Genomic DNA, 26,397 nt, shown 5'->3' on the forward strand with positions numbered 1-26,397 from the left:
GAGTATGAGTACAACCCTGCTGGCGACGCTCGAACGGTGGTTTTCGGTGCAGAACGTGGCCCTGGTGATTGGCCTGGTATCGCAGCTGCTGTTTTCGAGCCGTATTGTCTTACAGTGGATTCAGAGCGAGCGGGCCCGGCGGGTGCTGGTGCCCGCGCTGTTCTGGCAGATCAGCCTGATATCGTCGTTTCTGATGATTATCTACGGCATCCTGCGCCACGACCCGGTGATTCTGGGTGCCCAGCTGATCAGCTACGTCATCTACATCCGCAACCTGCAACTGCTGGGGCAGTGGCAGAAGCTGAACAGCTGGTTTCGGGTGGCGGCCTACGTGTTTCCGCTGGCCACGCTGATGCGCTTTATCGTCGGCGAGGCGCACTTCAGCCTGCAAGCCATGCTCAGCAGCCGTATTCCGCGTGGGGTGCTGGTGCTGGGCGCGGTGGGCCAAACCATCTTTTTGCTGCGCTTTGTGTACCAATGGCTCTACTCCGAGCGCAAAGGCGAGTCGGTGCTACCCTTGGGATTCTGGGTGGTGAGCCTGCTGGGCTCCGTGCTGATTCTGGTATACGCCGTGCTGCGCTGGGACGTGGTGCTGCTGCTGGGCAACGTGTCGGGCACGGTGGTGTACGCCCGCAACATCGTGCTACTACGCCGCGAAATCAAGGCGTTGAAAATCGTGGAAGTAAAAGTGCCGGTTGAAGAGTGAGCGGAAGTAGGTGGGGTACTACCATTCAATCCGTGCTTCGTTTTCAGGAATTCTGACGACGAATTAGTAGCGAATCTCGATGCGCGCGGTGTCCGCTCCCGCCACGGTGTATGGGATGCGCGTTTCGGCATCCGAGACGGTTGGGCTCCCGTTCAGGCTCCACCCCACTACGTTATTACCCGCTGGCACGGGCCGGTAAAAGATGGTGTCCTGTGGCGGACGAACTGTCACCGAGGTAAGAAAGCCGCTGACCGTAATATTCAACGCATCGGCGCGTGGAGGTACGTCGCGTAAGTGCACCTGAAGCCAGGATATAGACGTCAGGGGGACGCGCACGTTCTTATTTTTGCGGCCGGCTTTGATTTTGGGCGCCGACAAGTACTGTGTGCTCCCTCGGGGCGCATCGGCGCGTAGCACGTAGTCGGTCGCGCCGTTGGCTTCAAAGGCAAACGAGAACCGGCCTTGCGCGTCGGTGGGGTGCCAGTCGCCCACTTGCGAGAAGGCGGAGGAGGAGCTGCTGCGCTTGTTGGCCAGTACGGCCACGTCAGCCAAGGCGATGGGCTGCCCGGTCACGTCGTCCACGACGACGCCCTCGACGGTAGTTTGTCCGCTTTGCTCAAATAAGGAGCAACCCGCCAAGGCCAGCCCGATGCTCAGAAGGCCAGCGGATTTCAATAAACAAGAGCTTAACATATTGAAAAGGAATATAATAAAAAATGGATCGAGGCTGTAGCTTCCTAACTAGCGTCAACGAGCCGGAATAAGACAATAGGTAGCGCAATAGAAAATGAAATATACTTAGTTACAACCATATAAAATTAGGCACAGAGAATAATGATGCCTACAAATACTTGCGGTAGCATTTGACGCTGGAAAGGCTGATGCCGCTCGACTCCACCGCTTCGGGTACGGACAACCCCTTTACTCCACCTGTGCCTGCTGCCAGGCCACGAATTGCCGTAGGCCATCGGCCAAACTGGTTTTGGGCTGGTAGCCAAGCAGGTGTTGGGCCTTGCTGATGTCTGCGTAGGTCACGTCCACGTCACCGGCCTGCATGGGATGGAACTCCAAGCGAGGCGTTACGCCCACAGCGTCTCCCACGGCCTCAATCAGCTCCAGTAGCGGCACCGGGCGGTTGTTGCCTAGGTTAATGGTTTCGTACACCTCTGTATGGCTCAGCAAGTAGGCCACGCCCCGGGCAATGCCATCTACAGTGTCCAATACGAAAGTATAGTCGCGGGCCGTGCTGCCGTTGCCGAACACTGGAATGGCCTGACCGGTGTGCAGCAGGCGCACAAACTTATGAATGGCTAAATCGGGCCGCTGGCGGGGGCCATACACCGTAAAAAAGCGGGCGTTCAGTACGTCCAGCTCATACAAGTGATGGTAGGTGTAGGTAAGTTGCTCCCCAGCCAGTTTAGAGGCAGCGTAGGGCGATATGACCGCGCTGAGCAGGTTCATGTCCTCCCGAAAGGGACGTTCCGGCGTGTTGCCGTACACCGAGGAAGAAGAGGCGAAGAATAGTTTATGAATTTCTCGTCCGCGCATCCACTCCAGCAGGTGAGTGGTTGCCATCACGTTGTTGTCGAGGTAGGCGATAGGCTCGCGTACGGAAGGACCCACGCCGGCCTTGGCAGCCAGGTGTACCACTATGTCGATGGGGTCGGCGGGAAAAGCATCTGCCAGGGCCTCGCTTCCGCGGCGCAGTTCCACTTCGTGAAAGCTGAACTGGGCATGGGGGAGTAAGGCGGTCAGGTTGGCCTGTTTCAGCGACCGATCGTAAAACGGATCGAAGTTGTCGAGGCCCAGCACCCGGTAGCCGTCGGCCAGCAGCCGCTCGCAGAGGTGGGAGCCAATAAAGCCGGCGCACCCGGTAACGAGAACAGAAGGCATACGATTGGGAAACGCAAACGGAGAAATTTCCCCGGGGGCGGGGAGGGGGGCAAAGGTAGCGCGATTTATGAAATAGGACCGCTGGCGGCATACTCATCCGGTTTTTTCGTTTTTTGCGAAATACCTTTAGCACGTGTTAAGCAGAAAAAAGAAATTAAGTTGGGGTCTGGGGCTGCTAGTAGTCCTCAGCCTGGTAGTCGCCTGGCAGTGGCTGTCACCAGGAGAGAAAGTACCGCCGGTGGAGCGTCAGGTGTTGGTTGTTGGCCACGCCGGGTCGGGATTTTTTACGCCTATTAATCCTTTCAACCCGTTACCTCCTAGTAGTCTGCGCGGCATTGCGCACGCGTTGGATCAGGGCGTTGATGGGGTAGAAATTGACGTGCAACTCAGTCAGGACAGTATACCGATCCTCTACCACGACCCGCGGTTCGACTCCATGACCGACGGGCACGGGTGCGTGAGTGAGCTGCCCGCGGCGGCCATTACGGCCCTACACTACCGCGGGGGCTGGCCCTACGACTGGTTTCAGCAAGAGCAGCCCGCTACCTTCGAAACCTTGCTGAGCCAGTTGCAACGCCGGGCCCGACGTACGGGGCGCTACCCCTTGCTGCACCTGGATTTGCACGAGCACGATGACTGTGCGCCGGAGGGCCAGGCATACCGCCGCTCGCCGGCTTTGGCGCGGGCCTTAGGACGCGTGCTGCGCCGTTTCCGTGTACCTGCTGACCGCCTCCTGATTCTCACTGACCATCCCCAAACGCTACCCCTGTTACGCGCCGCCGTGCCTGGGGCGCCGCTGGCCGTAGAAATTGCCAAGGACGATGAGTTTGCGAAAGGCGTGCAGGCTGCCCGGGAGCAGGAGGTGGAAGCCATTGTGGTGCATAAGGACGTGATTACGCCGGCCCGCTCGGCTGCCGCCCGGGCCGCAGGCTTGGAGGTGGTGGTCTTCGGCGGGCGGTCCTCGGCTTCCATCCGCCGGATCTTGGCGTGCCGTCCGGATGCGATAGAAGTAGATAATGTTCCCCAACTCCTGACGTTGTTAGGCCGCTAGGCAATTATTGCCGCACCCTGTTGCATAGTTCCATTATGTTGTTCTGCCGGCCTGCGTTGCGCGTGGGGCGGCACTCTCACTACTTCAGTATGTTGCCTACCTCTATTCTGCGTGCTGGCTGGTTCCGTACACTAACGGTGCTGCTCGTTTGCTTCTTCAGCTTTTTTCCCTACCTGGGTACGCCCAACGTGAGTCTGATGGAAGCCCGCAACTTTGTAGCTGCCCGCGAAATGGTAAACGGTGGCTCCTGGCTAATTCCTACCATGAATCTGGAACTGCGGCTGGCAAAGCCCCCACTGCCTACCTGGGCCGTGGCAACGGCCATGAAGCTTGGCGGGACAACCTCCAATCTGTTTGTGCTGCGCCTGCCAGCGGCCCTGATGGCTACGCTGTTGATACTCTTTTTCTGGGGGCTGGCCCGCGAGCTAACCCGGGGTCTACCCACCGAGACCGACGAGGCTGGGCGCACTGCTTGGTTGGGGGCCTTGGTGCTGGCTAGCAGTCTGCTTATCATTACCAGTGGGCGGGAAGGGCAGTGGGACATCTTCTCGAATAGCTTTATGGTAGGCACGCTCTGGCTGCTTACGCGGGGGTGGAACAGTGCCGGGCGGGGGTATGGGTGGTTTGCTGCGGCTGGGGTTACCCTGGGTGCCAGTATGCTCAGCAAGGGACCTGTAGCTCCCTACGCAATGTTGTTGCCCTACGTAGCATGTTACCTGTCGCGCCTGAACCCGTGGCGGGCTACCGTGCGGGCGCATTGGCAGGGAACTGCGCTAGCGGCTGTGCTGGGGCTGGGTATTGGGTTATCATGGCCGTTGTATGTATACAGTCATGTGCCGGCGGCCGTGCTGGCCGTGGCGCAAGTCGAAACCACCTCCTGGGGCGAGCGGCACGTACAGCCCCCGTGGTACTACCTCAACTTTCCGGTGTTTTCGGGTATCTGGACCCTCGTGGCCTTGGTAGCGCTGTATGTGCCCTATGCCCGACATCGGGCTGGTGCCTACGTGCCGTATCTGCTGTTGCTGGGGTGGCTGGTGACCAGCCTGGTGCTGCTGAGCCTAGTACCCGAGAAAAAAGAACGCTACATGCTTCCCCTGTTGCCGCCCATAGCATTATTGATAGCGGGCATGCTGCGGTACCTGGAAACTGCTTTTCAAAGGCCTACAACCGTATTGCCTACCGAGCGCCGGTTGGTGCGGGCGTGGACCGTGGTATTGGTGGTAGTGTGCGCACTAGCTCCGCTCGCCATGATGGTAGTACGCTTACCCGGCTTCGGTCCGAATACCCTACGTTTTGTGGCAGTAGTGGTCGTACTAGGTAGCGTTGCTGTTGTCGCTATCCGGCAGGGGTGGCAGCACCTGCGCCCGACAGCGCTTATGGCTACCTCCCTCACGGGCATGGCGGCACTGTTGGCCTTATTGCTGCCGGCGTATCCGCGATGGGAGGGGCGGCGGGATGAGCAGGGTCTACGCCATTTAGTTGACGTGCGGCGGCAGCCTACCCTTCGAAAGCTACCCTGGTATAGTATGGGGGAGGTGCCAGTCAAGCAAATATGGATGATTGGTGAGCCCATGCCCGATATCTCCGACGATACGTTGCATACCCTGTCCCGTCTGCCGGTAGTAGTTCTCTCCGACGAACCGTACGACGACGACGATCTGCCGCAGGCCTGGCAGGCGTCCGTCGATGCGATGCCTTCCGATAGTTTCTACTTGGGTCGGGACCGGGGCGCCGGTATCTGGTATTACACAGTACTGCGCCGAAAATAAACCCAACGCGACTAGGTGGCACACTCCGCTACCTAGTCGCGTTGGGTAATGGGTTTACAATGTAGTTGAGCTAAGCAGAAAGTTGCTTGCGTATCTTCTCCAAAAGGATAGATACGATTGCCAGATCCTGCGCATCCTGAATAAGCAGTTGAGTTTCAATTCCCGGCCCGCTAATATGGATGGAGTAGCTCGTGCTGCTACTACTAACGGCGGGGGCCGGTGGAGGGGTAGTCGCCTTTGTAGCGGTGGGGGTGGCCACGGGTGGTGGCGTTACAGGAATAGGGGAAACACGCTGCGCAATCGGTGGGTTTTCTAAGGTCTCAGTTGCTGGAGTATCATCTTGCTCTGATTCGTCATGATCTAAATCATCGGTGTCTAAGCCAAAGAGGGCCGAGACAGCATCGCCACCTCGTAAGGGGGGAGCCGGTGGCACAAAAGCAGGAGTGGGGGATATACCTTTGGTATAAGTGGTAGGAGTAGAGGTAGACTCGGCCTCCGGTAGACTTGCAGTGTTGGTAGTAGGAGTAGCAAATAGATTAGTGGGCATCTCCGTGCTGGCTAGCTGCCGACGTGGAGTCTGTTGATTTGCTAATTGATCCACGTCGGCAATTACATTGCGCTCATCCAGGATGTCTACCATACGTGCTCCCTCCACAAAGGCTTTGGCCACATTCTGCGCGTTGATCTCCTCTACGCCGAACTCCCGAATCAGCATAACGTCGAACATATGCACCGGTAATTCCCTGTTACGGAATTTGCGACATATCTGCATGAACAACGGTGGATGTAGAAATGCTTCCCTATGATAGATCTTCTCTTCGTATTTATCATAAGCATGCTTAATACGACGGTATAGATTGGTTGTGGTGAGAATCTCCCGCTTACTAGTAAGCAAACCAAACTTTACGGCAGAGCCAATAATGGCTTTATAAGAACCACTGACTTTACGATCCAGCTTCTTTGCACTTGTTTCAATAGCGCACTTGCCACCAGTATCATCTACAACTTCAGCTACTTCCCAAGCACTAGCATAGGTAGTGCGAGGATAGTCTATGGTCTTTGGCATAAAAGGAAAAGATTATAGGTAGGTTTTACGTAGCAAGTATATGCAATAAAAGTATATAGAAGCAGTATAAAGTATAAAATATTTATACCAAATTATATTATTTTGTACTTTTAATTACTTTATAGTACATACATTGACATTATTAATACTCTTATTTAATCTACTACCTATTGTCATTGTCTCTCTTTTAATTACTATCTATATAACCCCGGAGCCGGGGGCTAGGGCAGGAAGCTATTCTTATGAAGCTACTTTACCTTGTTCCAATCACTCAACAATTGTGAGACGATAGTGTAAAAGACTAGATTAAAGCTTCGTCTAGAACGAAGGAAAAGCGTCTTTAAAACATTTTAAGAAATATCGCTTAACACAGAAGAGTAACACGTAATAGGAGAGAGGTTCAAATTCATTTTCTAATTGCGCTACCTACGCTTTTTTAATCGCGTAGCTTATCTGCTCCTTATCTAATAATCAACTTATAAAATCGAGTCCACGAATAAGCCTATTGCTGTTAAAGCGAACAACAAAACAAATACTGCTCTTTTATAAGGTTATGGGAACTGTAGACTGCGTGCCGAATACTGCCAATACCAACTAGAGTTTTACAGTTATTCTCGCTTATAATGCTTACGCCCCCTCAACCGTACTTCACGGTTACCCGCATCAGTAGCACGTCAAACAGTGTGAACTTCACAAACTCTTAAGGCAGCCGGCCTAAAAAAAGCAACTGTCTATTTGTCTTATAATTTATATTATGTTAAGTAGAGTTTTCAAAAACTACCCGAAGCGTATAAATGGCTTCGGGTAGCATCCCCTATCCTTTTGGATAAGGAGATTATTCTTCATACTCTATTTGCCTTCCAGCTTGGCGTTCAAACGGTCAGCATCTGCGTTGCGTCCCAACCGAACGTATACTTTTTGCAAGGGTACAATTACAGCCTTCTCGTCTGGCTGTAGTTCTAGTGCTTTCTCAAAGTATGGCAACGACTGTTGGAAGTACTTCTTGCCGTTTGCTTCTAAAGCCTTGCCTGACTTCTGGTACGCTGCCAAATCCATTTTGCTGGCTTTGGTATACAACTCTGCTGCTTTGTTGTAGTAGTACACGCCCAAATTGTACTGCGCATCGAAGTTGTTCGCGTCCAACTCGATGGCTTTCTTATAAGCCGCTTCCGCCTGCTCAGGCTGCTTTAGCTTGTCGTATACCGAGCCAAGCACACTTTGCAGGTTGGAATTTTTTGGATCCAGCTCAATAGCGTGCTGTAGTTTACTGATGGCTTCTTTATCCTTGCCAGCGGTAATCAGCTGGTTCAGATCTTCCAGCACAAAGGTTTTGTTGTTCGGATACGCCTGCAAGCCGCTTTGTAGAAGCTTGTTGTACTCATTGGTATTGTTTTCCTGCCGGGCAATCTGCATTAACTGGCTGTACATGGTAGGCGATTTGTAGTTCATCGCCATCAGCTTGCCATAATTTTCCTTAGCGCCAGCCGTGTTCTCGTTGGCCAACGATGCGTAAGCCGCATACAGATACGCCGTCGTATCCTGGGGGTTCATCTGCTGCGCCATCTTATACGACTTAATCGCCTCGTCGTAATTTTTGGCATTGTAGCTTTCTACACCAGCATTCAACGCCAAGCCATACAGACCCTGCATCTTCGCAGCCGCTTGTTTGCCATATTCACCGTCTTTGCCATCTAGCTCAATAGCTTTCTGGTACGACTCGTAAGCTATGTTCATACCCTCTCCAGCCTTTAGCGTTTTGCCGTAGATCGGGTTGCTGGTCATGGCGTCGTAAATCTCGCCGCGGGTGTACCAGGTTTTGGCTTTGTCTTTGGTTTTATCGTGGGCAATAGCCTTGTCTATTTCGGTGCGGGCCTTATCCAGCGTGCCTTGCTTTTGGTAGAGCAACGCGTTATTGACAGCCGAATTTTGAGCCGACGCAGTAGTTAGCGCAGCCGCAGCCACGAGGGTTAACACAAGTTTCTTCATGGTGTTCTTTGCGAAGAATAGGTAGAGAATGGGTGAATTCAGAATGTAAACTAACGCAAAACGGCAGAACCCATTGCCAGGTTCCGCCGTTTTAGCTCAGCTTTTTAGTTTGCGCTAAGCGCATCCGGATCGGTTAGCGAGGTTAGATCCGTTGTCGTAGAGTCCTCCGTTAGGCCCTCCCCGCCCCCATTATCCGGGGTGCCATTCGGCTCGGGTAGGCCGTCAACGGCCTCCTCATCTTTATCCTCGGCGGCCACTTTGGCTACAGACGAAATCTCGTCACGCTCGTTGATTTTCAACAGACGCACCCCCTGCGTAGCCCGACCAATGGTCCGCAAGTCGGCCATCCGCAGGCGGATAGTAATACCCGATTTGTTGATAATCATTAGATCATCGGTATCCGTCACGGCCTTGATGGCTACTAGCGCCCCGGTTTTGTCGGTAATTTTCATGGCGCGTACACCTTTACCGCCACGGTTGGTCGTGCGGTATTCCTCCAGCTCCGAGCGTTTGCCGTAACCATTTTCGGAAACCACTAGCAGTTCCTGGGTCTGATCGGAGAGGCAAACCATGCCTACCACCTTGTCATTACCATCCTCAGCTAGCGAGATGCCGCGCACCCCAGCCGCGTTCCGGCCCATCGAGCGCACTTTCTCCTCGTCGAAACGCACGGCCCGGCCAGCGCTGGAGGCCAGAATCACCTGGCTGTTGCCGGTAGTGAGCTGCACATCCAGCAGTCGGTCGCCCTCGTTGATGCTGATGGCGTTGATACCGGCGGTGCGAGGACGCGAGTAGGCTTCTAACGGCGTTTTCTTCACGGTGCCCTGCTCTGTGCAGAACATCAGGAAGGTATTTTCCAGGTAGTCAGGGTCGCGTAGGCCGCGCACGTTCAGCACAGAGCGCACGTTGTCTTCACGCGGAATCTCAATTAGGTTTTGAATCGGACGGCCTTTGGCGCCCTTCCCTCCTTCTGGTACTTCGTACACTTTTAGCCAGAACACGCGACCGGCTTCGGTGAAGAACAGCAGGTATTCGTGAGTAGTTGCCACAAACAGGTGCTCCGTAAAGTCGTCCTGCTTGGTGGCAGCGCCGCGGGCGCCTACCCCTCCCCGCCCCTGCGAACGGTATTCGTCCAAGGCAGTACGCTTGATGTAGCCTTCACGGGAGATGGTAATTACCATGCTCTCATCGGCAATCATATCCTCCATCGAGAAGTCGCCGCCAGCGTATTCGATTTCCGTGCGGCGCTTGTCGCCGTACCGCTCCCGAATATCGGTCAGCTCATCTTTGATGATTTGCCGCTGCAAGGCAGGTGAAGCCAATACCGATTTCAGGTAGTCGATCTGCTGCATCAGCTCCTCATACTCCTGCACAATCTTGTCACGCTCCAGCCCCGTCAGGCGCTGCAAGCGCATATCCAGAATGGCACGAGCCTGCACCTCACTCAGCTTGAAGCGTTCGATGAGTTGGCCACGGGCTACCTCACCGTCGCGGGAGCTACGAATCAGGGCAATCACCTCGTCGAGGTGGTCTAGGGCAATCAGCAGGCCTTCCAGGATATGGGCGCGCTTCTCGGCCTCCGCCAATTCGTAGCGGGTGCGACGCACTACCACTTCCTCGCGGTGCTCGATGAAGTACACAATCAGATCCTTCAGGTTCAGCGTCATGGGCCGGCCTTTCACCAGCGCCACGTTGTTGACCCCAAACGAGCTTTGCAGTTGGGTGTACTTATAGAGCTGATTCAGTACCACGTTGGGCATAGCGTCGCGCTTCACTTCGTACACCACCCGCATCCCCTCGCGGTTCGACTCGTCGCGAATGGCTGAAATGCCCTCGATTTTCTTGTCGTCAACCAGCGCCGCAGTTTTCTCCAGCATAGCGGCCTTATTCACCATGTAGGGAATCTCGGTTACCACGATCTGCTCGCGCCCCGATGGTAGCGTTTCGATGTGCGCCTTGGCACGCATTACTACCCTACCCCGGCCAGTTTCGAAGGCCTGCTTGACGCCCTCGTAGCCGTAGATGATACCACCCGTTGGAAAGTCCGGGGCGATGATGTGCTCCATCAGCTCAGCAATGGTCACGTCCTCGTTGTCGAGGTAGGCTACAATGCCGTTCACTACCTCCGTGAGGTTATGAGGAGCCATGTTAGTAGCCATACCCACGGCAATGCCCGAGGTGCCGTTCACCAACAGGTTCGGAAACTTGGCCGGCATCACCGACGGCTCCTCCAGGGAGTCGTCGAAGTTGGGCTGAAAGTCTACCGTGTCCTTGTCCAGGTCGCCCAGCAGCTCGTCGGACAGGCGTTTGAGGCGGGCCTCGGTGTAGCGCATAGCCGCCGCCGAATCGCCGTCCACGGAACCAAAGTTACCCTGGCCGTCTACCAGCGGGTAGCGCAGGCTCCAGTCCTGAGCCATGCGCACCATGGTATCGTACACGGAGGAGTCGCCGTGCGGGTGGTACTTACCCAGCACCTCGCCCACAATACGGGCGGATTTCTTGTAGGATTTGTTGTAAGAAACGCCCAGCTCCGACATGCCGTAGAGCACGCGGCGGTGCACGGGCTTCAGGCCGTCGCGCACGTCGGGCAGGGCCCGGGAGATGATAACCGACATCGAGTAATCGATGTAGGCACCACGCATCTCGTCTTCAATGTTAATCGGAATGATCTTTTCGCCTTCCGCCATAAGAGAACAAAGTCGGCCAGCGCAGGCCCTTACAGGGTCGCGCCGGCACCGGTGAATGTGTACTGCGTTAAGCTGGCAAGATACGAAAAAAAGGCCATTTTTTTCGGCTTGACGGGCTTTCGGCAGCCTACTTCAACGGCTTGCTCTTATCGGCTTTGCGCTTGCCTGTCGTCTGCCGGTGCCACTTGATTTTCTCACCGATGGCGGGGTTCTGTTTCTTCCACAGCGGCTGCCCGCGATACTTGGCGCCATCGTGCATGTGCACCTTGCGGGTGTGGCAGGAAGCAATTGGGCAAGTACGGCAGCCAGCGGCCAGTAGCACCACAAGTAGAGGTAGGTAGAAGCGCGAGAAAAGATAGCGGAGCGTCATGCAGCAAAGGTAGGCAGGTTGTGCGGGGCGTGCGCAAAAGCCGGGCCGGGTCTTACTTTATATAGCGGCGATACAGAGGGTACTACTATCCTGCCACTTTTCAATTAGCATATCAATGAGCAACTTGGCTCGCGTCATAAACTTGGTATGGAGACCGTGAGCGGGTTGCCCCCTATTTTGCCCACTGGCCTTCTATTACAGCAAGATATCCTGGCTGGCACTGTAACCTTTGAGAATTTGCCAGAGTGCATACGTCGTACGCGCTAAAGTCTAGCCAACCTACCCCACATCCTCCCCTTCCCACTCTCGAAGGAACTGCGTCAGGAACTCTTCCATAAACCGCTGCCTACCCTCGGCCACGCGCTTCGCGGCGGGTGTGTTCAACTGCTCCCGCAGGTGCAGCAGCTTCTCGTAGAAGTGGTTGACGGTAGGACTGTCATTTTTCTTGTAGCTCTCGAAGGACTCGTGCTGCACGGGCGGCACGGCGGGGTCGTGGAGTAGGCGACCTTTGTGTCCGCCGTAGGCAAAAGCCCGCGCCACGCCAATGGCCCCAATCGCGTCGAGGCGGTCGGCATCCTGCACCAAGGCTCCTTCCAGGGTGCTCATGGGGGTAGGCACACCCAACCCCTTGAAGCTGATTTCGCGGATGATGGTTTCTACAGGTTGGATAACCTCCTCGCCTACCCCCTGGTCAAGCAGCCACGTACGGGCAGCACGGGGACCAGCCTCTTCATCGCCCCCATGAAATTTCCAGTCGGCTATGTCGTGTAGCAAGGCGCCTAGTTCGGCAATAGTGGTATCGGCACCGGGTGTTTGGCGGGCCAGTGCCTGCGTGGTGCGCCACACGCGCTCAATGTGTGCCCAATCGTGGCCCGACCCTTCATGCAGAAATTTTTCTCGAACAAATGCGGCAGTATGGGGAATCAGAGTAGGCGCGGATGGTATGGACATAGCGTACGAGTGGTACTGGATGATACAGGCGGCAAAAGTACAGGACTCCTTAATAGAGTGCGTATCCAAACGACAATCAAAGGGTATTTCAATTCATATATTATAGAGTCGCGTGCAATAAACCATTGTAAAAATACAAAATATTTATTTTTGCATATATTATCTCCATAATATCCCATTATACAGCTATTTATTCTCAAATATGGAAACATTCACCTTATAGCTTTGACTCATTATCGCATAACTAGTTGATAGATAGAGACTGGAAGACACAGCAGGTAGGTGGCACAACAGTTGGCTTAGTACAGCACACTAGCAGTGACTTTGTTGTGTGTCGGGTTACTTTATCAGGAATAGCTATGATTTCTCCCACCCATGTTAAAGAGTTTTTAGTTAGTCATTTTCCGGAATTAGCACCCGAATTGAACGTACCGGAAAACCAGCATTCACTTCCTCGTCAACTCCGAATCTTTGCCGTTTTCACCCAGCAGGCAGCAGAAGAAGGTAGCTTAACGACGTTGAAGGAATGCCTTGTAGTAGCGGATCTGCTGCGGGCGGAAGACGAGCAACTGGCTCATGCCATTCAGAACACATACCTGCGCGGACTGCATTTCAAGCAAAATGCGTATTCAGCTCAACTGGCGCGACTGCTGATGCCCACTCAACTCTACGCCGTTTTCGCCCGCAATTAAGCTCATCACCAACTTTGCCAACTGCTATTCGTTAGCTGCAGGAACTCCTACGTCTTCAGCGATGAAACCAAGCGAAATAGAACCACGCCAGAATCGGGTTTTGTATATTCTGATGAGTGCTGTAGCATTCGCAGCTTTAGTATATGCTATTTGGCACCATTTACAGTAGATAATACACTATAATTACCTTGCTATAGTTATATAAATAACCATTTTCCATATATTGTATTTCAAATTTATGCTCTATGCCTGATTGAGCAGCAGATCGGCATACCATTTGACCATCGGAGTATTCTACTAACTGTTTACTCTATGGCTCACTCCTACTTTACTACCCTGCCACCAGATTTACCGGTGGCTGAAATTACTGCCCGCCGCCGCCGCCAACGCCACGCCGAGTGGGGCGTTGCCGTTGCCCGTATGGGTGGTGCCCCCCTTGATGATACCATTATTGCCGGCTTACAAGCCTACATCAATGGCGTACTTTCTATCGAAGAACTGGCCCGGATAGAATCTGAGCAGCAGCCTTCTCCTGCCTACCTGGCTACACTCACCCGCCACCGCCTGAGTGGGAGCTGAATGGATAGAAAAGCTACCGGCATCGCATTTACCAGGGGGTCAACTTCATCGTGAAGTTGGCCCCCTGGCGTTTTTATGGCTACTACAACCCGTCGTGCATCCTCACACTCTAGTATAGACCCACGACGGGAAAACATGTACTTTGTTGGGAAGAGCTTGTCTTATGCAAATAGTATTAGCAGCTTTAGTTCGATTCTCTTACAGATACGAATCTGCTTACTTCGCATCGTACGGTACGCTCAGATGAGTTTACACAATGCGCGCACACAAATATTTACCTCCTATGAATATTTTTTGTCGCCACCACGTCTGTTCTTATGGTGCTGGACCACGCCCCATTGTGTTTTCGCACGGGTTCGGAACTGATCAGCAGGTATGGCATTATGTAGCGCCTGCTTTCGCTTCACACTACCAGGTCGTACTGTTTGACCTGATGGGGGCTGGCGACTCCAATAAAGCAGCCTATGATTTCACTCGGTATCAGACCCTAGACGGATACGTATCTGATCTACTGGAACTGATCCGTGCTTTGCAGATCCCTAAAGTGGTCTATGTAGGGCATTCCGTTAGTGGCATTATTGGGGTGCTCGCGGCCATTCGGGAACCCGCTTTGTTCGAACGACTGATCTTGCTGGCTGCTTCCCCTTGTTATCTTAATGACGGCGAGTACGCAGGCGGCTACGACCCAGCGGACATGGAAGAGCTTCTCGGGTTTCTGGACCGGGATTATCACGCTTGGAGCAGTAATGTGGTCCCAAACCTGGTAGGCGGCGATTTACGCCCGGATTTGGTGGACGAAGTATTGCAAAGTTTTTCCCGCGTAGACCCAGCTATTGCTCGGCAGTTTGCCCGCGCCACGTTTCTGTCTGATTACCGAAATATATTATCCCAGTTGCAAGTACCAGCGCTCATTCTTCAGTGCGCAGAGGATATTATAGCTCCCCCCAGTGTGGGCCACTACCTGCACCAGCATCTGCAAGGCAGTACCTTACAGATCCTCGACACCACGGGGCATTATCCTCATTTGAATGCACCTGTCGCTACTATTGCTCACATGGAACACTATTTAGCGTCTCTTCCTAACGTTTTCGCTTCCGCATAAAAAAGGCAGCTTTTTCTATACCCTGAGGCAAGCCCAAATGATGTGCCCGTCAGAGCTCACCATTTAACTGGCCGGTAACACTACAGAACTGTCTCTTTCCGGCAGTGCTACCCCAGAAAAGCTTCTATGGCAGCAAGTGTCTCTAGTGGAGCGCTTAAATGGGGGCAGTGTCCCGTTGCCTGCATAATCACGAGGGTGCCTTGGGGTAAGTGCCGTGATAAATAAGCGCCTACCTCCTCAGGAGCAGCTACATCTTGCTGACACTGCAAAATGAGCGTAGGCATACGCACACTGGGCACAACAGGACGAACATCCGTATAGAACGTTAAGCGCGCGAGGTTTTTCGTGATAAGATGGTCGGCCTGACAAAAGAAACCATTCAGTTGTTCGCCCAGCGTAGCGGGGTTTTGCGACCCGATTAGCAACGAAGCCAATAACGAAGCCCAACCATCATAATCCTGTTCCATTAGCGATAGGAGTTGGTCTACGTCTACCCGCTCGAACCCTCCGTAATAGCCTGGCTCATTGAGGTAACAAGGAGATGGCGCCAGCAATACCACCGACGACACCAAAGTAGGCGCGTACGCAGCTGTTACCAGCGCAATGCTAGCCCCCACTGAGTGCCCAACGAGAATGATGCGCTGTAGTTGCAGTGCTTGGCAAATAGCTATAATATCTTCTACGTATCCTTGCAGAGTGCTATGACGCTGCGCATCATATGCATCTGGCTGTGCATTTCCAGTACCCGGATAATCAAATAATACTAACTGGTAGCGGGTTCTGAGGCGAGGCGTGAGATACTGCCAGATTTCCTGGCTGCAACCCAAACCATTGCAGAACAACAGAGTTTCCTCTCCTTCTCCCTGTACGTGCACATTATAACGCCGTAGTAATTGCTCAGTAGCAGTGGAGGTAAGCCCCCTGTCATTCTCTGGGTTATTGGCGGGTATCGTCATAATCGAAAAAAGAACTTATCGTCATTTCACTACTCTTAACATATCCCAAAAGTACAATTAGATAAATAAGTATCATGAAGAACCTCATTTTTTTGGGTGTAATTCCCATCGTTGGTCCGTGAAAACCCTGATGCACAATCCTATTCTATTCCAATAGTATTCCCACTCTGAAACTATTCACCTCTTGCCCACCTATCAAAAACAAGTAGAAGTACTATCGGCAGGTATACAAGCAGATCTATGCTAGAAGAAGTACTCTATATGATGGCCTGTTTGGCTACCATCGAGCAGAATAAAAAAACGCCTTGCAAATCAAGATTTGCAAGGCGTTTTAGGAACCGTGAGCCCCCAGCCGGGATCGAACCAGCGACCTACTGATTACAAGTCAGTTGCTCTACCAGCTGAGCTATGGAGGCGTGTTGGTGGTGCAAAAGTAGCCATGCGGAACTATTTTGCAAATAGTAGACGAATAATTTTACACTGCATACCTGTATCCTTCTCCATATCAACACCTTAAATTTTACAATAAAAATGACCTGCTAGTGTAGCAGGCCATTTTTATTGTCTTTCTGTCAGCAGGAGACTAGCTGCGCACTACCTTCAGTTGCTTTTTCAACTGCTCGATACGAACTTTTGCCTCATCGATACGGCCTTGGTACTCCCCGCGCAACTGATCGGCATTCTTTGAGCGGGCAAAGAAGTCGAGGTTGGTTTGCAGGGTAGCAATATCGTTTTCCAACTCGTTGATTTCGCGGCGAAGCGTCTGCTCTTGCTTGTGCAGGGCCTGTTGCGAGTCGGGGCTGGCCTTCAGGCGCTCTACCTGCAATTGGAATAATAAGTTGGCACGCTCCGAATAGCTCACCCCAGGTACGGCATCCAGGTATTGCCCCATCAGAGACTGAAATTTCTCCTCGGCGCGGTCGGCACCACGGCCACCGCTGGCCCCGGCCTGCGTGCGCCATTCAGCAGCTTGCTGGCGGAAGCCTTCGAGCGTGCCCGGTGCTTCGGGAGTGAGCAGTGCAATGCTTTCCTCCAACTGATCGAGGTAGGCCGACTGCTCCTGCGACACTTGCTGCTGCTGTTGCTGACGCTGGCGGCTTTCCTCGTGCTTGCGCTCGAAGAATGCGTCGCAGGCCGTACGGAAGCGGTTCCAGATTTTGTCCGACTGTTTCTCGGGCACACGACCCACCGTCTTCCACTCCTTTTGAAGTCGGATTACGATTTCCCTACCCTCTTCCCAGTTAGGATTAGCCAGAGCGGCTTCGGCCTGCTCGCACATTTCCTGCTTGCGCTTCAGGTTGGCGTTCTTCTCCTCGTCCATGGCCTTGAAGAACTGATTCTTGCGCTGGAAGAAGCCCTTATAGCCCGCCCAAAATTGCTTGTTGATGGCCTCGGCCTGCTGTCGGGGTACCAGCCCAGTGGCGTCCCATTCTTCTTTGAGCTTTTGCAGTTCGTCGGTTTTGGCGCGCCATTCGTTTACCCGTTCCGTCTGGAAATCAGCCAGCGGTTGCAGGCGCTCTAATAGGGCTTGCTTACGTGTCAGGTTCTCTCTTTCCTGCGTGCCGCGGGCGTCCAGAAGTTCCTGCTTACGGGCGTGTACTTGCTCTGAGGCCGTTAGGAAACGAGCCCACAGTGGCTCGCGCTGCTCATTGGGCACGGGCCCAATGTTTTTCCACTCCTCGTGCAGCAGCCGTAGCTCTTGTAGGGCTTTGTTGACGTTGGACTGTGCGCTTAGGCCTTCGGCCCGCACAATCAGAGCTTCTTTAGCCTCTTGGTTGCGGCGACGGTCCAGCTCCTTCATCTCGAAGAAAAGGCCGCGGTTGTTGTAGTAAATATCAAGCAGCGCGTGGTAGTTGTTCCACAGCTCCTGCGAGTCTTGCTGGGGCACAGGGCCAATGGCTTTCCAGTCGTTCTGCAAGGCCTTCAGACGAGCCGAGCTGTCTTTGGTTTCAGCCGATTCTACCAACTGCCGTAGCTGGGCCAGTAGGTGTTGCTTGTGCGTGAGGTTACGGGCGCGCTCCTCATCTTCGGCCTTGGCATCACGGGCGCGGCTTTCGCGGAAATCTTGCACGGCTTTGCCCACTTCTGCATATCCCTCGGGGCCCAGGTAGGCGAAGGCGTCGGCGGGGTTGCCTTCGTCCACGAAGCGCTGTTGGGCAGCGGTGCGGTCGGCAGCCACGGCAGTTTCGTACTGGCGGTTGAAGTCGAAAATGCGCTTGCGGTTCTTACGGGCGCCCTTGTCGCGCAACAGGCCTAGCAAATAGGTACCTTGTTCGGGTAGGCTCAGAGAACTGAAATCGGGACCAGCGGCAGCAGAATCCTCAGATTCACTCGTTTCATCCGTAGTAGTATCAGCTTCCTCGGCTACAACGGATTCGCCACTCACGGGCGTTTCAGCGGAGGTAGAGAGCATCGCCACGCCTTCGGGAGCCTGCTCGATGGCCTCAGCCGAAGACAGCGACACGTGCGGCACGTGCTCTTCTATCTCCTTGATATCGGCAATGCCGTGCGGGGTAGTGGGTTCTTCGGTGGCAACAGACGCAGCGGGCGCAGATGCGGTATCTGCCAGTGCTGCGTCGTTCTGGGCGCCTTCGTGCGCTTGGGCCCGCTGCTGCGAAGCCGAAATATCAGAAGCGGGCGGCGTGGTTTCCGGCTCCACATCGGCCGGCGACTCGGCGCTGCCAGGTGCGGGGGCCGGGGTGGCGTCGGGCTCTGGTTCGGCGGTGCCGGCACCAGGCGGCGTACCCTCGGGCAGCGCAGGCGTACCTTGGGCGGGTCGCTCCTGAATCTGCTCGGTTTCCGAGTCGGCATCAGGTGTGGTGGTGGGCTGCTTCTGGGCGCTGATTTCGGCCAGGCGGCGCTCCAGAATGCTCTGCGGGGTTTCCGCGGCATTCTCGGGGCTCTGAGGGGCGGTGTTGGGGTTCTCGGGTTGCATACGATTCAAACAAAAAGTCGGCGGCTTGGGTGGGCGCCGGCGCGGCACATGACCAACTGATTTAGTTCAGGCGAGGATCGACGGGGTAATTGGACAGCATCCGGTAGCGGCCCCCTTTCTCCCGCAAAATAGCTTGCCAGAAGGCATCATTATCCAAAGTAAATACTTTCCCGGCAGCATTAGGGTGCACGATCCAAACATTTTCCCGCACCTCCTCGCGCAGCTGCCCCGCCGTCCAGCCCGAATAGCCGGCGTAGAGCCGAATATCTGTGGGCGGCAGCACGCCGGTTTCCACCAGCCCAAGCAGTTGGCGGAAGTCGCCGCCCCAGTATACGCCATCCCCCAGGGGTAGGGCATCGGGTAGGTCGGGCTGGCGGTGCAGGTAGTGCAGAGTATCGGGCTCTACGGGGCCACCCAGGTAGAGCGGCAGGGTAGCCACCACCGAGTCGTCGGGGCCGGGTAGCTCTAGCACATCACCCAGGCGCAAGTTCGATAAGCGGTTGATGGTGAGTCCGAAAGAGCCTTCTTCCTCATCGTGACGGCAGAGCAAGACCACGGAACGATCAAAGTTTGGGTCACCTAGAAAAGGCTGGGAAATCAGGAGGCTGCTGGTGCGTAGCTGAGGCATAGGACAATGAGTGAAAAGGGTAGCCGATAGGATAGTTAGGGAAATAGAAGGTCAATAAAGTACTTTTACTGGAAGTAAGACCGGAGGTTCGGCTGCTTCGCTCCGCCGCCTAGTGGCTGCCGGAAGCGGAGTAGTCCTTTTTCTTCGTTACGAATTCCTTTTTATTTCGCTGCCATGACCGACCAGGAACTTGCCGACCTGCGCCAGAGCTACTCCCAACGCACCCTTTCTGAAGCCGACGTACAACCCACGCCCGTTCCTCAATTTCGGGCCTGGCTGGACGAGGCCCTGGCCGCCCACCTCGACGAGCCCACGGCCATGACGGTATCAACCGTCGGCCCAGACGGTCAGCCCTCGGCCCGCGTGGTGTTACTGAAAGGCCTACCCGACGACGCCACCTTTTTATTCTACACCAACTACGACTCACGCAAAGGCCAGGAGCTGGCCGCGCAGCCGCGAGCAGCGCTTACATTTTTCTGGCCAGGCCTGGAACGCCAGGTACGCGTGGAAGGCCGCATCGAAAAAGCGCCGAAAACTATGTCAACGGAGTATTTCCAGAGCCGGCCGCGCGGCAGCCAGGTAGGCGCCTGGGCCTCGCCCCAAAGCCAGCCCATTGCCAACCGGGAGACGCTGGAGGCCCGGGAGCACGAGGTAGAGTCGCAGTTTGCTGGGCAAGATCCCCTACCCCGCCCTCCGCACTGGGGCGGCTATCTGCTCCGTCCTACCCGGGTAGAGTTCTGGCAGGGCCGCCTCTCCCGCCTCCATGACCGCATTGTGTATGAGCAGGCCGGCGACACCTGGCGTTTAAGCCGTTTGGCACCGTAAGAGTCGTCTGGCAGCTTTGCTTTGTCATCCTGCGCTTACGAAGGAACCTCTCACGTAGGAACGACAGACGTAACAACGACTCGTTCAACTGGCAGAAGGTCCTTCGCAAGCTCAGGATGACAGGCTTTTTCTAACTTCCCACCTCACCCCCATGGCTCCCATCGGTCACGATCCGCCAGTGCCCCATCTCTCCATTGTCAGCCCGGTGTATCGGGCCGAGGCGATGCTGGTGGAACTGGTGGAACGCATTGTGGCCAGCGTGCAGCCGATTACGGAGAGTTTCGAAATTATCTTGGTGGATGACCGCAGCCCGGACAACTCCTGGCCAGTGATTGAGCAACTCATGCGCCAAGACCACCGCGTGCGCGGGGTGCGCTTGAGCCGCAACTTTGGGCAGCACCGCGCCATCACAGCCGGCCTCGACTACAGCCGCGGCGAGTGGGTGGTGGTACTCGACTGCGACTTGCAGGACCGCCCCGAGGAAATCCATACCCTCTACGGCCAGGCGCAACAAGGATATGAACTGGTGCTGGCCCGGCGCCACCAACGGCAGGATAGTTGGATGCAAAAAGCCTTCTCGCGGCTGTTCTACGCCACGCTGGCCTACCTCACCGACACGCCTCAGGACCGTACGCTGGCGAATTTTGGCCTCTACCACCGCAAAGTGGTGGACGCCATCGGGCAGATGCGCGAGAGTGCGCGCTACCTGCCTACCATGGCCCGCTGGGTAGGGTTTCGGGCCGCTACGGTGAATGTCATGCACGCCGAGCGAACCAGCGGCGCCACCGGCTACAGCTTCCGCAAGCGGCTGCATTTAGCCCTGGACGTGATGCTGGCCTATTCCGATAAACCCCTGCGCCTGACCGTGCAGCTGGGCCTGCTGATTTCGAGCACGGCGTTTCTGGCGGTGCTCTACACGCTGGTGCGCTACTGGCTGGGACAAATTACGGTACTCGGCTACGCCAGCCTGATTATTTCCATCTGGTTTTTTTCGGGTCTACTACTCAGCGTGTTGGGCGTAGTAGGGCTGTACGTGGGCAAAACGTTTGAGGGCGTGAAGAACCGCCCGCTCTATATCGTCGATGAGGCCCCTGCTACCCCACCGCGCGCGTAATCCCTGCGGGCTGTACCTTTGCCGAAGTTCCTGCCGCGCATGTCCGTTTCGCCTATCCCGTTCAGCAAGCCTTATTTATCCGGTCGCGAGTTCCAGTATATGGAGCAGGCCGTGCGCTCGGGCAAGATTTCCGGCGACGGACTATTCACCCGAAAATGCCACGCTTTTTTTGAGCAGGAACTAGGTTTTCAGAAAGCCTTGCTGACCTCCTCTGCCACCGACGCGTTGGAAATGGCGGCGCTGCTGCTCGATATTCAGCCCGGCGACGAGGTGCTGGTACCCTCCTACACGTTCGTGTCGACGGCCAACGCGTTTGTCCTGCGGGGGGCGCGCATCGTGTTCGTAGACAGCACCCCAGAGAATCCTAACCTCGACGTTGCACAGCTAGAGACGCTCATTACGCCCCGCACCCGCGCCATTGTACCGGTGCACTACGCCGGTATTGCCTGCGACATGGACGTGCTGCTGGCCGTAGCCGCCCGGCACAACTTGGCCGTGGTGGAAGACGCCGCCCAGGCCATCGACAGCTTTCACCGGGGTAGGCCGCTCGGCACGCTCGGTACGCTGGGGGCCTTCTCCTTTCACGAAGCCAAGAATATTATAGCTGGCGAGGGCGGTTTGCTGACCGTAAACGACCCGCAGTTGGTGCGGAGGGCTGAAATAATCCGGGAAAAGGGCACTGACCGAGCAGCGTTTTTTCGGGGCGAAGTGGACAAGTACACATGGCTGGAGCCAGGCTCGTCGTTCTTACCCTCCGACCTCACGGCTGCCTTCCTGTGGGCGCAACTGGAGAGCATGACACGCATCCAGCAACGGCGCCACGTGCTATGGCAGCGCTACGATGACGTCCTCCGTGGCCCGCTGGCGGCCCGACAAGTGGGCCTACCCGTCATCCCCGGATATGCGACCAATAACGCCCACATGTACTACCTCACGTGCCGCTCCCTGGCCGAGCGCACGGCCCTGATCGAGCACCTGGCCCGGCAACAGGTGCTACTGGTGTTTCACTACCTTTCCCTGCACCGCAGCCCCTACTACGCGCCCTACCACGACGACCGCGCCCTCCCCTGGGCTGACTATTATACCGACCACCTGGTGCGCCTACCCCTCTACTATGAGTTGGCCGAAGCGGACCAGGACCGGATTATAGATGCTATTCTGGAATTTTATGCTGTATGGGATAAGAGCTAAAGCTAGCTCCCCTCCTTGAAAAAGGAGGAGAGCTAATTCTACTAACTCTAGCGCTACTAACTTTCCTCTCACTTACAACCTCACCTACTTGGCTGAAATTCAACCCGTACGCGGCTGGCGCTATGCGCCCGCTTTGAGTCAGCAGATTGACGACTACGTATCGCCGCTGTTTGATGTGGTGTCGGCGCGACAGCGCGAAGCGCTGTACCGCAATCCGCTCAACAGCCTGCACCTCACCGTACCCCGCGGCGACGATCCGGCTGCTGAGGCCCTGGTGCGCCTGCGGGAGTGGCAGCAGCAGGGCGTGCTGACTCAGGATGTGCTGCCGGGCATCTACGTATACTACCAGTATTTTCGGCTGCCAGGCAACCCCGGCTACGAGTATTGCCGCAAGGGCTTTATGTGCCACATTCGGGCCTACGACTGGGCCGATAACGTGGTATTGCGGCACGAGAACACCCTACCCTCTTCGGTGAACGACCGCGCCGAGTTGCTCAGCCGCTTGCAGCTGCAAACCAGCGCCACCCACGGCCTCTACCGCGACGAGGAGCACGAACTGGAATACTACCTCGACGAGGCCATCCAGGACCCGCTCTACCAGACCGAGGAGGATTACCAAGGCGCCCGCGACGTGCTGGCCGTAATTCAGGACCGCCGCGTGATTCAGCGTTTTCAGCAACTACTGGCCGACAAGCAGGTGATTCTGGCCGATGGTCACCACCGCTACGAAGGCTCCCTGGCCTACCGCCAGGCTCGCCGCGCCGACGCCGGCGACTCCTACACCGGCCAGGAACCGTGGAACTACCACTTGATGTACCTGACCAACGCCGCTGCCGATGACCTGCGCATCCTGCCTACCCATCGCCTGCTACTGGAGTTACCCGGCAACCTGACGGCGGAGGAATTTCTAGCCCGCCTGACGCCCTACTTTACGGTACTACCCCAGGACGACCCCTACTGCCTGCCCGAGCTGATTGCCGGCAAGCCCTGGGCCTTCGGGTTATACCTCGATGGGCAGTCCTACAAAATCCGGCTGCGGCCCGAGGTACACGCCCAGCTCGACTGGCCCACCACCCCTGAGGTGAAAGCCCTCGACCTGACCGTGTTGCACTACTTTGTATTGGGTAGGGCGCTGGGCCTAGGCGATATGGACGCCCAGCGTACCTGGCCGGGCGTGGCCTACGTACGCAACTTCCCCGAGTGCCTCACCCGCGTAGACCGGGGCGAAGCCCGCGCCGCCCTCATCACCAACGAGGTGACCATGCAGGCCGTAGAGCGCGTGTGCCACTCCGGGGCCGTGATGCCGCCCAAATCAACGTTTTTCTACCCCAAAACCATCGGAGGCTTCCTGTTCTCCTCCATTCGTGACGACGATGCCCATCACCCATTTGCTGCTTGCTTCTAACTCGCCCCGCCGTCGCCAGCTGCTCACCGAGCTGGGCCTACCCTACGAAATCCGCCTGAAGGAGGTAGACGAGGACTTTCCCCCCCACCTGCAACGCGCTGCGGTAGCCGAGTTCTTGGCCGCCCGCAAAGTCGCCGCCTACCGCGAAGAGCTAGCCGGAAATGAAGTAATTCTCACCGCCGACACCATCGTCTGCCTCGACGAGGACGTGCTCAACAAGCCCGCCGACGCGGCCGAGGCCATCCAAATGCTCACGCGCCTGCAAGGCCGCACCCACGACGTGTTCACCGGCGTGTGCCTGCTTACCGGCGACGGCCGCCAAGTGGTTTTCTCCGACCAAACGCGCGTGACGTTCCGCCCACTGTCTTTGGCTGAAATTGAGTTTTACGTGAAGCACTATCAACCTCTCGACAAAGCCGGCGCTTACGGTGCCCAGGACTGGATAGGCATGGTAGGCGTAACGCGCCTAGAGGGTTCCTACTTCAACGTGATGGGGTTGCCCGTGCACAGGGTGTGGGCGGAGTTGGAACAATTGCTAGGGGACGACTTTGCGAGTTTATTGGGTAGAAATTAGAAAACGCGTGTCATCCTGAGCTTGCGAAGGATCTTATGCCCACAGAACGAGTCGTTGTTACGCTTGTCGTTCTGTGGGCATAAGGTCCTTCGCAAGCTCAGGATGACACGCGTTTTCTATTGACACGCTGTTTCTAATTCCCTACTCCACTGGCTCCGCCTTCAGCCTACCCAGCAAATCCTGCTGAGCAGCTTCCCAGGCAGCCAATTCGCTACCCTCAGCCCATTGCTCCTGCATTTCCGATTCTTTCAGCACTGATTCCACAGCACGAAGAGCCAGGTCGGTTAGCTCGTCCTCGTCGCTTACGTCGAGGTGCTGGACTTTGGGGAGTAGGCCGGGCAGGAAGTCGGAGCCGGGGTGGCCGCGCCACGCTGCTACGATTTCGGCGGCTACTAGGGCCGCGGCGGCGGCGTCTACCTCCAAATATTCGTCGGCTTCGGCGGCGGGTACTAGCGCTTCCAGGAGCGTTACTTCGCTGCCAGAATCCATAAATTCGCCGGCAAAATCTACTGCATCGTCGTTATCGAAGTTGAAATGCCCCCAAGTACCCATAGTGTGAAGTTGTGAAAGGTGAAGTTGTGAAATGGTACGGCTGCTCGGCGCGAATCGTTTTTTCAATTCCCAACTCACAACCTCACAATTGCTTTGCCCTTGTGGCGGCCCAGGTTACGCACAGGCCCATTACGGCAATGAGGGAGTAGGAAACGCGCAGGCTGGTAGCGCCGGCAACCAATCCAATCATGGGCGGCCCAATCAAAAAGCCCAGAAACCCGATGGTGGAAACGGACGCCAGCGCCATGCCCGGCGACATCACCTTAGACTTACCGGCCGCGCTGTACACCAGCGGCACCACCGCCGACACCCCAAAGCCGACCATCATGAACCCAATCAGGGCCGTAATGAGGGTAGGAAACCCGACGGCGACCAGCAGCCCCGCCGCCGTCAGCAGGCCGCTGAGTTGGATCATGCGGCGTGCGCCCAGGCGGCCGGTCAGCCAGTCGGCGCCGAAGCGACCCAGCGCCATAGTGCTCATAAAGGCCGTGTAACCGGCCCCTACCCACGCGCCCGGCGCCTGCACCACTTTCTTGAAATACACCCCGCTCCAGTCGAACATGGCGCCCTCGCAGATCATGGCGCAGAAGGCAATCAGGCCCAGGCCCAGCAGCGGCCCATCGGGGCGCACGAAGATGGGCTGGTCGGTGGCCGTGTGCGTATCGCGTAGCAGCAGCTTGCCCTGGCTAAAGGCCCCTACAATGGCAATGAGGCCCACAATCACCAGAAAATGCCACAGCGGCACCACGCCTTGCCCGCTCATAAACGTGCCAATGGCCGCGCCCACGAAGCCCGCCGTGCTCCAGATACCGTGAAACGAGGCCATGATGTGCTGCCCTTCGTACAGACTTTCCACGCCCACGGCCTGGGTGTTCACGGCAATATTCATCAGGTTGCTGGCAAAGCCAAACAGCACCAGGCACGGCACCAGCAGCGCCGGCGTGGGCGCCCAGCCCAGTCCCAGCAACGCCAGGCAGTAGCCTACCACGCCTAGCAGCAGCGTGCGCCGGCTACCCTGCTTGGCAATCAGCCAGCCCGAAAACGGCAGCGAAGGCAGCTGCCCCAACGGAATAGCCAGCAGCACCAACCCCAGCGCCGTTTCGCTGAAGCCCATGCGTTGCTGCACAAACGGAATGCGCGAAGCCCAGCTGGCAAACACCAGCCCCGGCAAGAAAAACCACGTGGCCACGGCCGCCCGGTATACCCGGCGCGCCCGCGCCGCCGGAAAAGACGGAATACTCAACTCCATAACAAAACCCTCCTGAGCAGGGAACTATGTATTTCCCTGGCCGCAAAGGTAGGAACTCGCCTCGCATTGCAGCGGCCGTGTGCTTTCAGAAAAGCCGTTTTCAGAGTTCTAAAAGG

The 26,397-nt window shown here is 55.9% G+C and carries 23 protein-coding genes and 1 tRNA gene; 11 read left to right on the forward strand and 13 right to left on the reverse strand.

Annotated features, from left to right (window positions below; translation table 11 throughout):
- Window positions 1–4 precede the first annotated feature (4 nt).
- Window positions 5–706, forward strand: coding sequence for a lipid-A-disaccharide synthase N-terminal domain-containing protein (locus J4D97_RS03555; RefSeq protein WP_208306370.1), 702 nt, complete (start codon window positions 5–7; stop codon window positions 704–706).
- A 63-nt stretch (window positions 707–769) separates the two neighbouring features.
- Here the strand turns inward: J4D97_RS03555 and J4D97_RS03560 are convergent, their stop codons facing one another.
- Complete coding sequence (locus J4D97_RS03560; RefSeq protein WP_208306371.1) at window positions 770–1,399, reverse strand: carboxypeptidase-like regulatory domain-containing protein; 630 nt, start codon at window positions 1,397–1,399, stop codon at window positions 770–772.
- A gap of 228 nt (window positions 1,400–1,627) precedes the next feature.
- Window positions 1,628–2,599: a GDP-mannose 4,6-dehydratase gene (locus J4D97_RS03565; protein ID WP_185283669.1), complete on the reverse strand. Its 972-nt coding sequence runs from the start codon at window positions 2,597–2,599 to the stop codon at window positions 1,628–1,630.
- Between the two features lie 133 nt (window positions 2,600–2,732).
- Between J4D97_RS03565 and J4D97_RS03570 the strand changes: the two genes are divergently transcribed.
- Both J4D97_RS03570 and J4D97_RS03575 read left to right on the forward strand, forming a co-directional pair.
- The gene (locus tag J4D97_RS03570; RefSeq protein ID WP_208306372.1) at window positions 2,733–3,650 is read left to right on the forward strand and encodes a glycerophosphodiester phosphodiesterase; all 918 of its coding nucleotides are present in this window, start codon (window positions 2,733–2,735) and stop codon (window positions 3,648–3,650) included.
- A gap of 89 nt (window positions 3,651–3,739) precedes the next feature.
- Window positions 3,740–5,419, forward strand: a complete 1,680-nt coding sequence (locus tag J4D97_RS03575) for an ArnT family glycosyltransferase (protein ID WP_208306373.1) — start codon at window positions 3,740–3,742, stop codon at window positions 5,417–5,419.
- Between the two features lie 70 nt (window positions 5,420–5,489).
- On the opposite strand, the gene J4D97_RS03580 is transcribed toward J4D97_RS03575, so the two are convergent.
- From J4D97_RS03580 to J4D97_RS03600, 5 genes are all read right to left on the reverse strand, one after another.
- Window positions 5,490–6,485, reverse strand: coding sequence for a hypothetical protein (locus J4D97_RS03580; protein ID WP_208306374.1), 996 nt, complete (start codon window positions 6,483–6,485; stop codon window positions 5,490–5,492).
- Between the two features lie 849 nt (window positions 6,486–7,334).
- Window positions 7,335–8,471 carry a tetratricopeptide repeat protein gene (locus tag J4D97_RS03585; RefSeq protein WP_208306375.1) on the reverse strand — a complete coding sequence of 379 codons (1,137 nt, stop codon included), beginning with the start codon at window positions 8,469–8,471 and terminating at the stop codon, window positions 7,335–7,337.
- Between the two features lie 104 nt (window positions 8,472–8,575).
- Window positions 8,576–11,158 carry a DNA gyrase subunit A gene (gene gyrA, locus J4D97_RS03590; RefSeq protein ID WP_208306376.1) on the reverse strand — a complete coding sequence of 861 codons (2,583 nt, stop codon included), beginning with the start codon at window positions 11,156–11,158 and terminating at the stop codon, window positions 8,576–8,578.
- Between the two features lie 127 nt (window positions 11,159–11,285).
- Window positions 11,286–11,528 (reverse strand): hypothetical protein, encoded by a 243-nt coding sequence (locus J4D97_RS03595; protein ID WP_208306377.1) that lies wholly within the window; start codon window positions 11,526–11,528, stop codon window positions 11,286–11,288.
- A gap of 279 nt (window positions 11,529–11,807) precedes the next feature.
- Entirely contained in the window at window positions 11,808–12,479 is a 672-nt protein-coding gene (locus J4D97_RS03600) for an HD domain-containing protein (protein WP_208306378.1), read from the reverse strand.
- Between the two features lie 359 nt (window positions 12,480–12,838).
- Between J4D97_RS03600 and J4D97_RS03605 the strand changes: the two genes are divergently transcribed.
- The 3 genes from J4D97_RS03605 (at window position 12,839) to J4D97_RS03615 (ending at window position 14,852) form a co-directional block, all read left to right on the forward strand.
- The gene (locus J4D97_RS03605; protein ID WP_185283678.1) at window positions 12,839–13,171 is read left to right on the forward strand and encodes a DUF7674 family protein; all 333 of its coding nucleotides are present in this window, start codon (window positions 12,839–12,841) and stop codon (window positions 13,169–13,171) included.
- A gap of 312 nt (window positions 13,172–13,483) precedes the next feature.
- The gene (locus J4D97_RS03610) at window positions 13,484–13,750 is read left to right on the forward strand and encodes a hypothetical protein (RefSeq protein WP_185283679.1); all 267 of its coding nucleotides are present in this window, start codon (window positions 13,484–13,486) and stop codon (window positions 13,748–13,750) included.
- Between the two features lie 283 nt (window positions 13,751–14,033).
- A complete protein-coding gene (locus J4D97_RS03615; RefSeq protein ID WP_208306379.1) occupies window positions 14,034–14,852 on the forward strand; it encodes an alpha/beta fold hydrolase in 819 nt (272 codons plus the stop codon).
- A gap of 107 nt (window positions 14,853–14,959) precedes the next feature.
- On the opposite strand, the gene J4D97_RS03620 is transcribed toward J4D97_RS03615, so the two are convergent.
- The 4 genes from J4D97_RS03620 to J4D97_RS03635 form a co-directional block, all read right to left on the reverse strand.
- Window positions 14,960–15,808 carry an alpha/beta fold hydrolase gene (locus J4D97_RS03620; RefSeq protein ID WP_185283680.1) on the reverse strand — a complete coding sequence of 283 codons (849 nt, stop codon included), beginning with the start codon at window positions 15,806–15,808 and terminating at the stop codon, window positions 14,960–14,962.
- Window positions 15,809–16,151: 343 nt separating this feature from the next.
- A tRNA-Thr gene (locus J4D97_RS03625) sits at window positions 16,152–16,224 on the reverse strand.
- A 167-nt stretch (window positions 16,225–16,391) separates the two neighbouring features.
- The gene (locus J4D97_RS03630) at window positions 16,392–18,743 is read right to left on the reverse strand and encodes a DUF349 domain-containing protein (RefSeq protein WP_208306380.1); all 2,352 of its coding nucleotides are present in this window, start codon (window positions 18,741–18,743) and stop codon (window positions 16,392–16,394) included.
- A 61-nt stretch (window positions 18,744–18,804) separates the two neighbouring features.
- Entirely contained in the window at window positions 18,805–19,371 is a 567-nt protein-coding gene (locus tag J4D97_RS03635; protein WP_185283682.1) for a YqgE/AlgH family protein, read from the reverse strand.
- A 174-nt stretch (window positions 19,372–19,545) separates the two neighbouring features.
- Here J4D97_RS03635 and pdxH point away from each other — a divergent pair, with 174 nt between their 5' ends.
- From pdxH to J4D97_RS03660, 5 genes are all read left to right on the forward strand, one after another.
- Window positions 19,546–20,196 carry a pyridoxamine 5'-phosphate oxidase gene (gene pdxH, locus J4D97_RS03640; protein ID WP_208306381.1) on the forward strand — a complete coding sequence of 217 codons (651 nt, stop codon included), beginning with the start codon at window positions 19,546–19,548 and terminating at the stop codon, window positions 20,194–20,196.
- Between the two features lie 151 nt (window positions 20,197–20,347).
- On the forward strand, window positions 20,348–21,310 hold the full coding sequence (locus J4D97_RS03645) for a glycosyltransferase family 2 protein (protein ID WP_208306382.1): 963 nt from the start codon (window positions 20,348–20,350) through the stop codon (window positions 21,308–21,310).
- A 39-nt stretch (window positions 21,311–21,349) separates the two neighbouring features.
- A complete protein-coding gene (rffA, locus tag J4D97_RS03650) occupies window positions 21,350–22,501 on the forward strand; it encodes a dTDP-4-amino-4,6-dideoxygalactose transaminase (protein ID WP_208306383.1) in 1,152 nt (383 codons plus the stop codon).
- 88 nt (window positions 22,502–22,589) lie between these two features.
- A complete protein-coding gene (locus tag J4D97_RS03655) occupies window positions 22,590–23,906 on the forward strand; it encodes a DUF1015 domain-containing protein (RefSeq protein WP_208306384.1) in 1,317 nt (438 codons plus the stop codon).
- A complete protein-coding gene (locus J4D97_RS03660; protein ID WP_208306385.1) occupies window positions 23,875–24,480 on the forward strand; it encodes a Maf family nucleotide pyrophosphatase in 606 nt (201 codons plus the stop codon). Before J4D97_RS03655 ends, J4D97_RS03660 begins: the two co-directional genes overlap by 32 nt.
- Window positions 24,481–24,621: 141 nt before the next feature.
- On the opposite strand, the gene J4D97_RS03665 is transcribed toward J4D97_RS03660, so the two are convergent.
- Together J4D97_RS03665 and J4D97_RS03670 are read right to left on the reverse strand one after the other, a co-directional pair.
- Window positions 24,622–25,032, reverse strand: coding sequence for a DUF4259 domain-containing protein (locus tag J4D97_RS03665; RefSeq protein WP_208306386.1), 411 nt, complete (start codon window positions 25,030–25,032; stop codon window positions 24,622–24,624).
- Between the two features lie 82 nt (window positions 25,033–25,114).
- The gene (locus J4D97_RS03670; RefSeq protein WP_208306387.1) at window positions 25,115–26,281 is read right to left on the reverse strand and encodes an MFS transporter; all 1,167 of its coding nucleotides are present in this window, start codon (window positions 26,279–26,281) and stop codon (window positions 25,115–25,117) included.
- Between the last annotated feature and the right edge of the window lie 116 nt (window positions 26,282–26,397).

The organism is Hymenobacter defluvii, from assembly GCF_017589435.1.
GTDB lineage: Bacteria > Bacteroidota > Bacteroidia > Cytophagales > Hymenobacteraceae > Hymenobacter > Hymenobacter profundi.

What these genes read in the sequence shown, in the direction of transcription:
- J4D97_RS03555 (WP_208306370.1), top strand. Translation starts at nt 5, where the DNA reads ATGAGTACAACCCTGCTGGCGACGCTCGAACGGTGGTTTTCGGTGCAG.
- J4D97_RS03560 (WP_208306371.1), bottom strand. Translation starts at nt 1,399, where the DNA reads ATGTTAAGCTCTTGTTTATTGAAATCCGCTGGCCTTCTGAGCATCGGG.
- J4D97_RS03565 (WP_185283669.1), bottom strand. Translation starts at nt 2,599, where the DNA reads ATGCCTTCTGTTCTCGTTACCGGGTGCGCCGGCTTTATTGGCTCCCAC.
- J4D97_RS03575 (WP_208306373.1), top strand. Translation starts at nt 3,740, where the DNA reads ATGTTGCCTACCTCTATTCTGCGTGCTGGCTGGTTCCGTACACTAACG.
- J4D97_RS03580 (WP_208306374.1), bottom strand. Translation starts at nt 6,485, where the DNA reads ATGCCAAAGACCATAGACTATCCTCGCACTACCTATGCTAGTGCTTGG.
- J4D97_RS03585 (WP_208306375.1), bottom strand. Translation starts at nt 8,471, where the DNA reads ATGAAGAAACTTGTGTTAACCCTCGTGGCTGCGGCTGCGCTAACTACT.
- gyrA (WP_208306376.1), bottom strand. Translation starts at nt 11,158, where the DNA reads ATGGCGGAAGGCGAAAAGATCATTCCGATTAACATTGAAGACGAGATG.
- J4D97_RS03595 (WP_208306377.1), bottom strand. Translation starts at nt 11,528, where the DNA reads ATGACGCTCCGCTATCTTTTCTCGCGCTTCTACCTACCTCTACTTGTG.
- J4D97_RS03600 (WP_208306378.1), bottom strand. Translation starts at nt 12,479, where the DNA reads ATGTCCATACCATCCGCGCCTACTCTGATTCCCCATACTGCCGCATTT.
- J4D97_RS03605 (WP_185283678.1), top strand. Translation starts at nt 12,839, where the DNA reads ATGATTTCTCCCACCCATGTTAAAGAGTTTTTAGTTAGTCATTTTCCG.
- J4D97_RS03610 (WP_185283679.1), top strand. Translation starts at nt 13,484, where the DNA reads ATGGCTCACTCCTACTTTACTACCCTGCCACCAGATTTACCGGTGGCT.
- J4D97_RS03615 (WP_208306379.1), top strand. Translation starts at nt 14,034, where the DNA reads ATGAATATTTTTTGTCGCCACCACGTCTGTTCTTATGGTGCTGGACCA.
- J4D97_RS03620 (WP_185283680.1), bottom strand. Translation starts at nt 15,808, where the DNA reads ATGACGATACCCGCCAATAACCCAGAGAATGACAGGGGGCTTACCTCC.
- J4D97_RS03630 (WP_208306380.1), bottom strand. Translation starts at nt 18,743, where the DNA reads ATGCAACCCGAGAACCCCAACACCGCCCCTCAGAGCCCCGAGAATGCC.
- J4D97_RS03635 (WP_185283682.1), bottom strand. Translation starts at nt 19,371, where the DNA reads ATGCCTCAGCTACGCACCAGCAGCCTCCTGATTTCCCAGCCTTTTCTA.
- pdxH (WP_208306381.1), top strand. Translation starts at nt 19,546, where the DNA reads ATGACCGACCAGGAACTTGCCGACCTGCGCCAGAGCTACTCCCAACGC.
- J4D97_RS03645 (WP_208306382.1), top strand. Translation starts at nt 20,348, where the DNA reads ATGGCTCCCATCGGTCACGATCCGCCAGTGCCCCATCTCTCCATTGTC.
- rffA (WP_208306383.1), top strand. Translation starts at nt 21,350, where the DNA reads ATGTCCGTTTCGCCTATCCCGTTCAGCAAGCCTTATTTATCCGGTCGC.
- J4D97_RS03660 (WP_208306385.1), top strand. Translation starts at nt 23,875, where the DNA reads ATGCCCATCACCCATTTGCTGCTTGCTTCTAACTCGCCCCGCCGTCGC.
- J4D97_RS03665 (WP_208306386.1), bottom strand. Translation starts at nt 25,032, where the DNA reads ATGGGTACTTGGGGGCATTTCAACTTCGATAACGACGATGCAGTAGAT.
- J4D97_RS03670 (WP_208306387.1), bottom strand. Translation starts at nt 26,281, where the DNA reads ATGGAGTTGAGTATTCCGTCTTTTCCGGCGGCGCGGGCGCGCCGGGTA.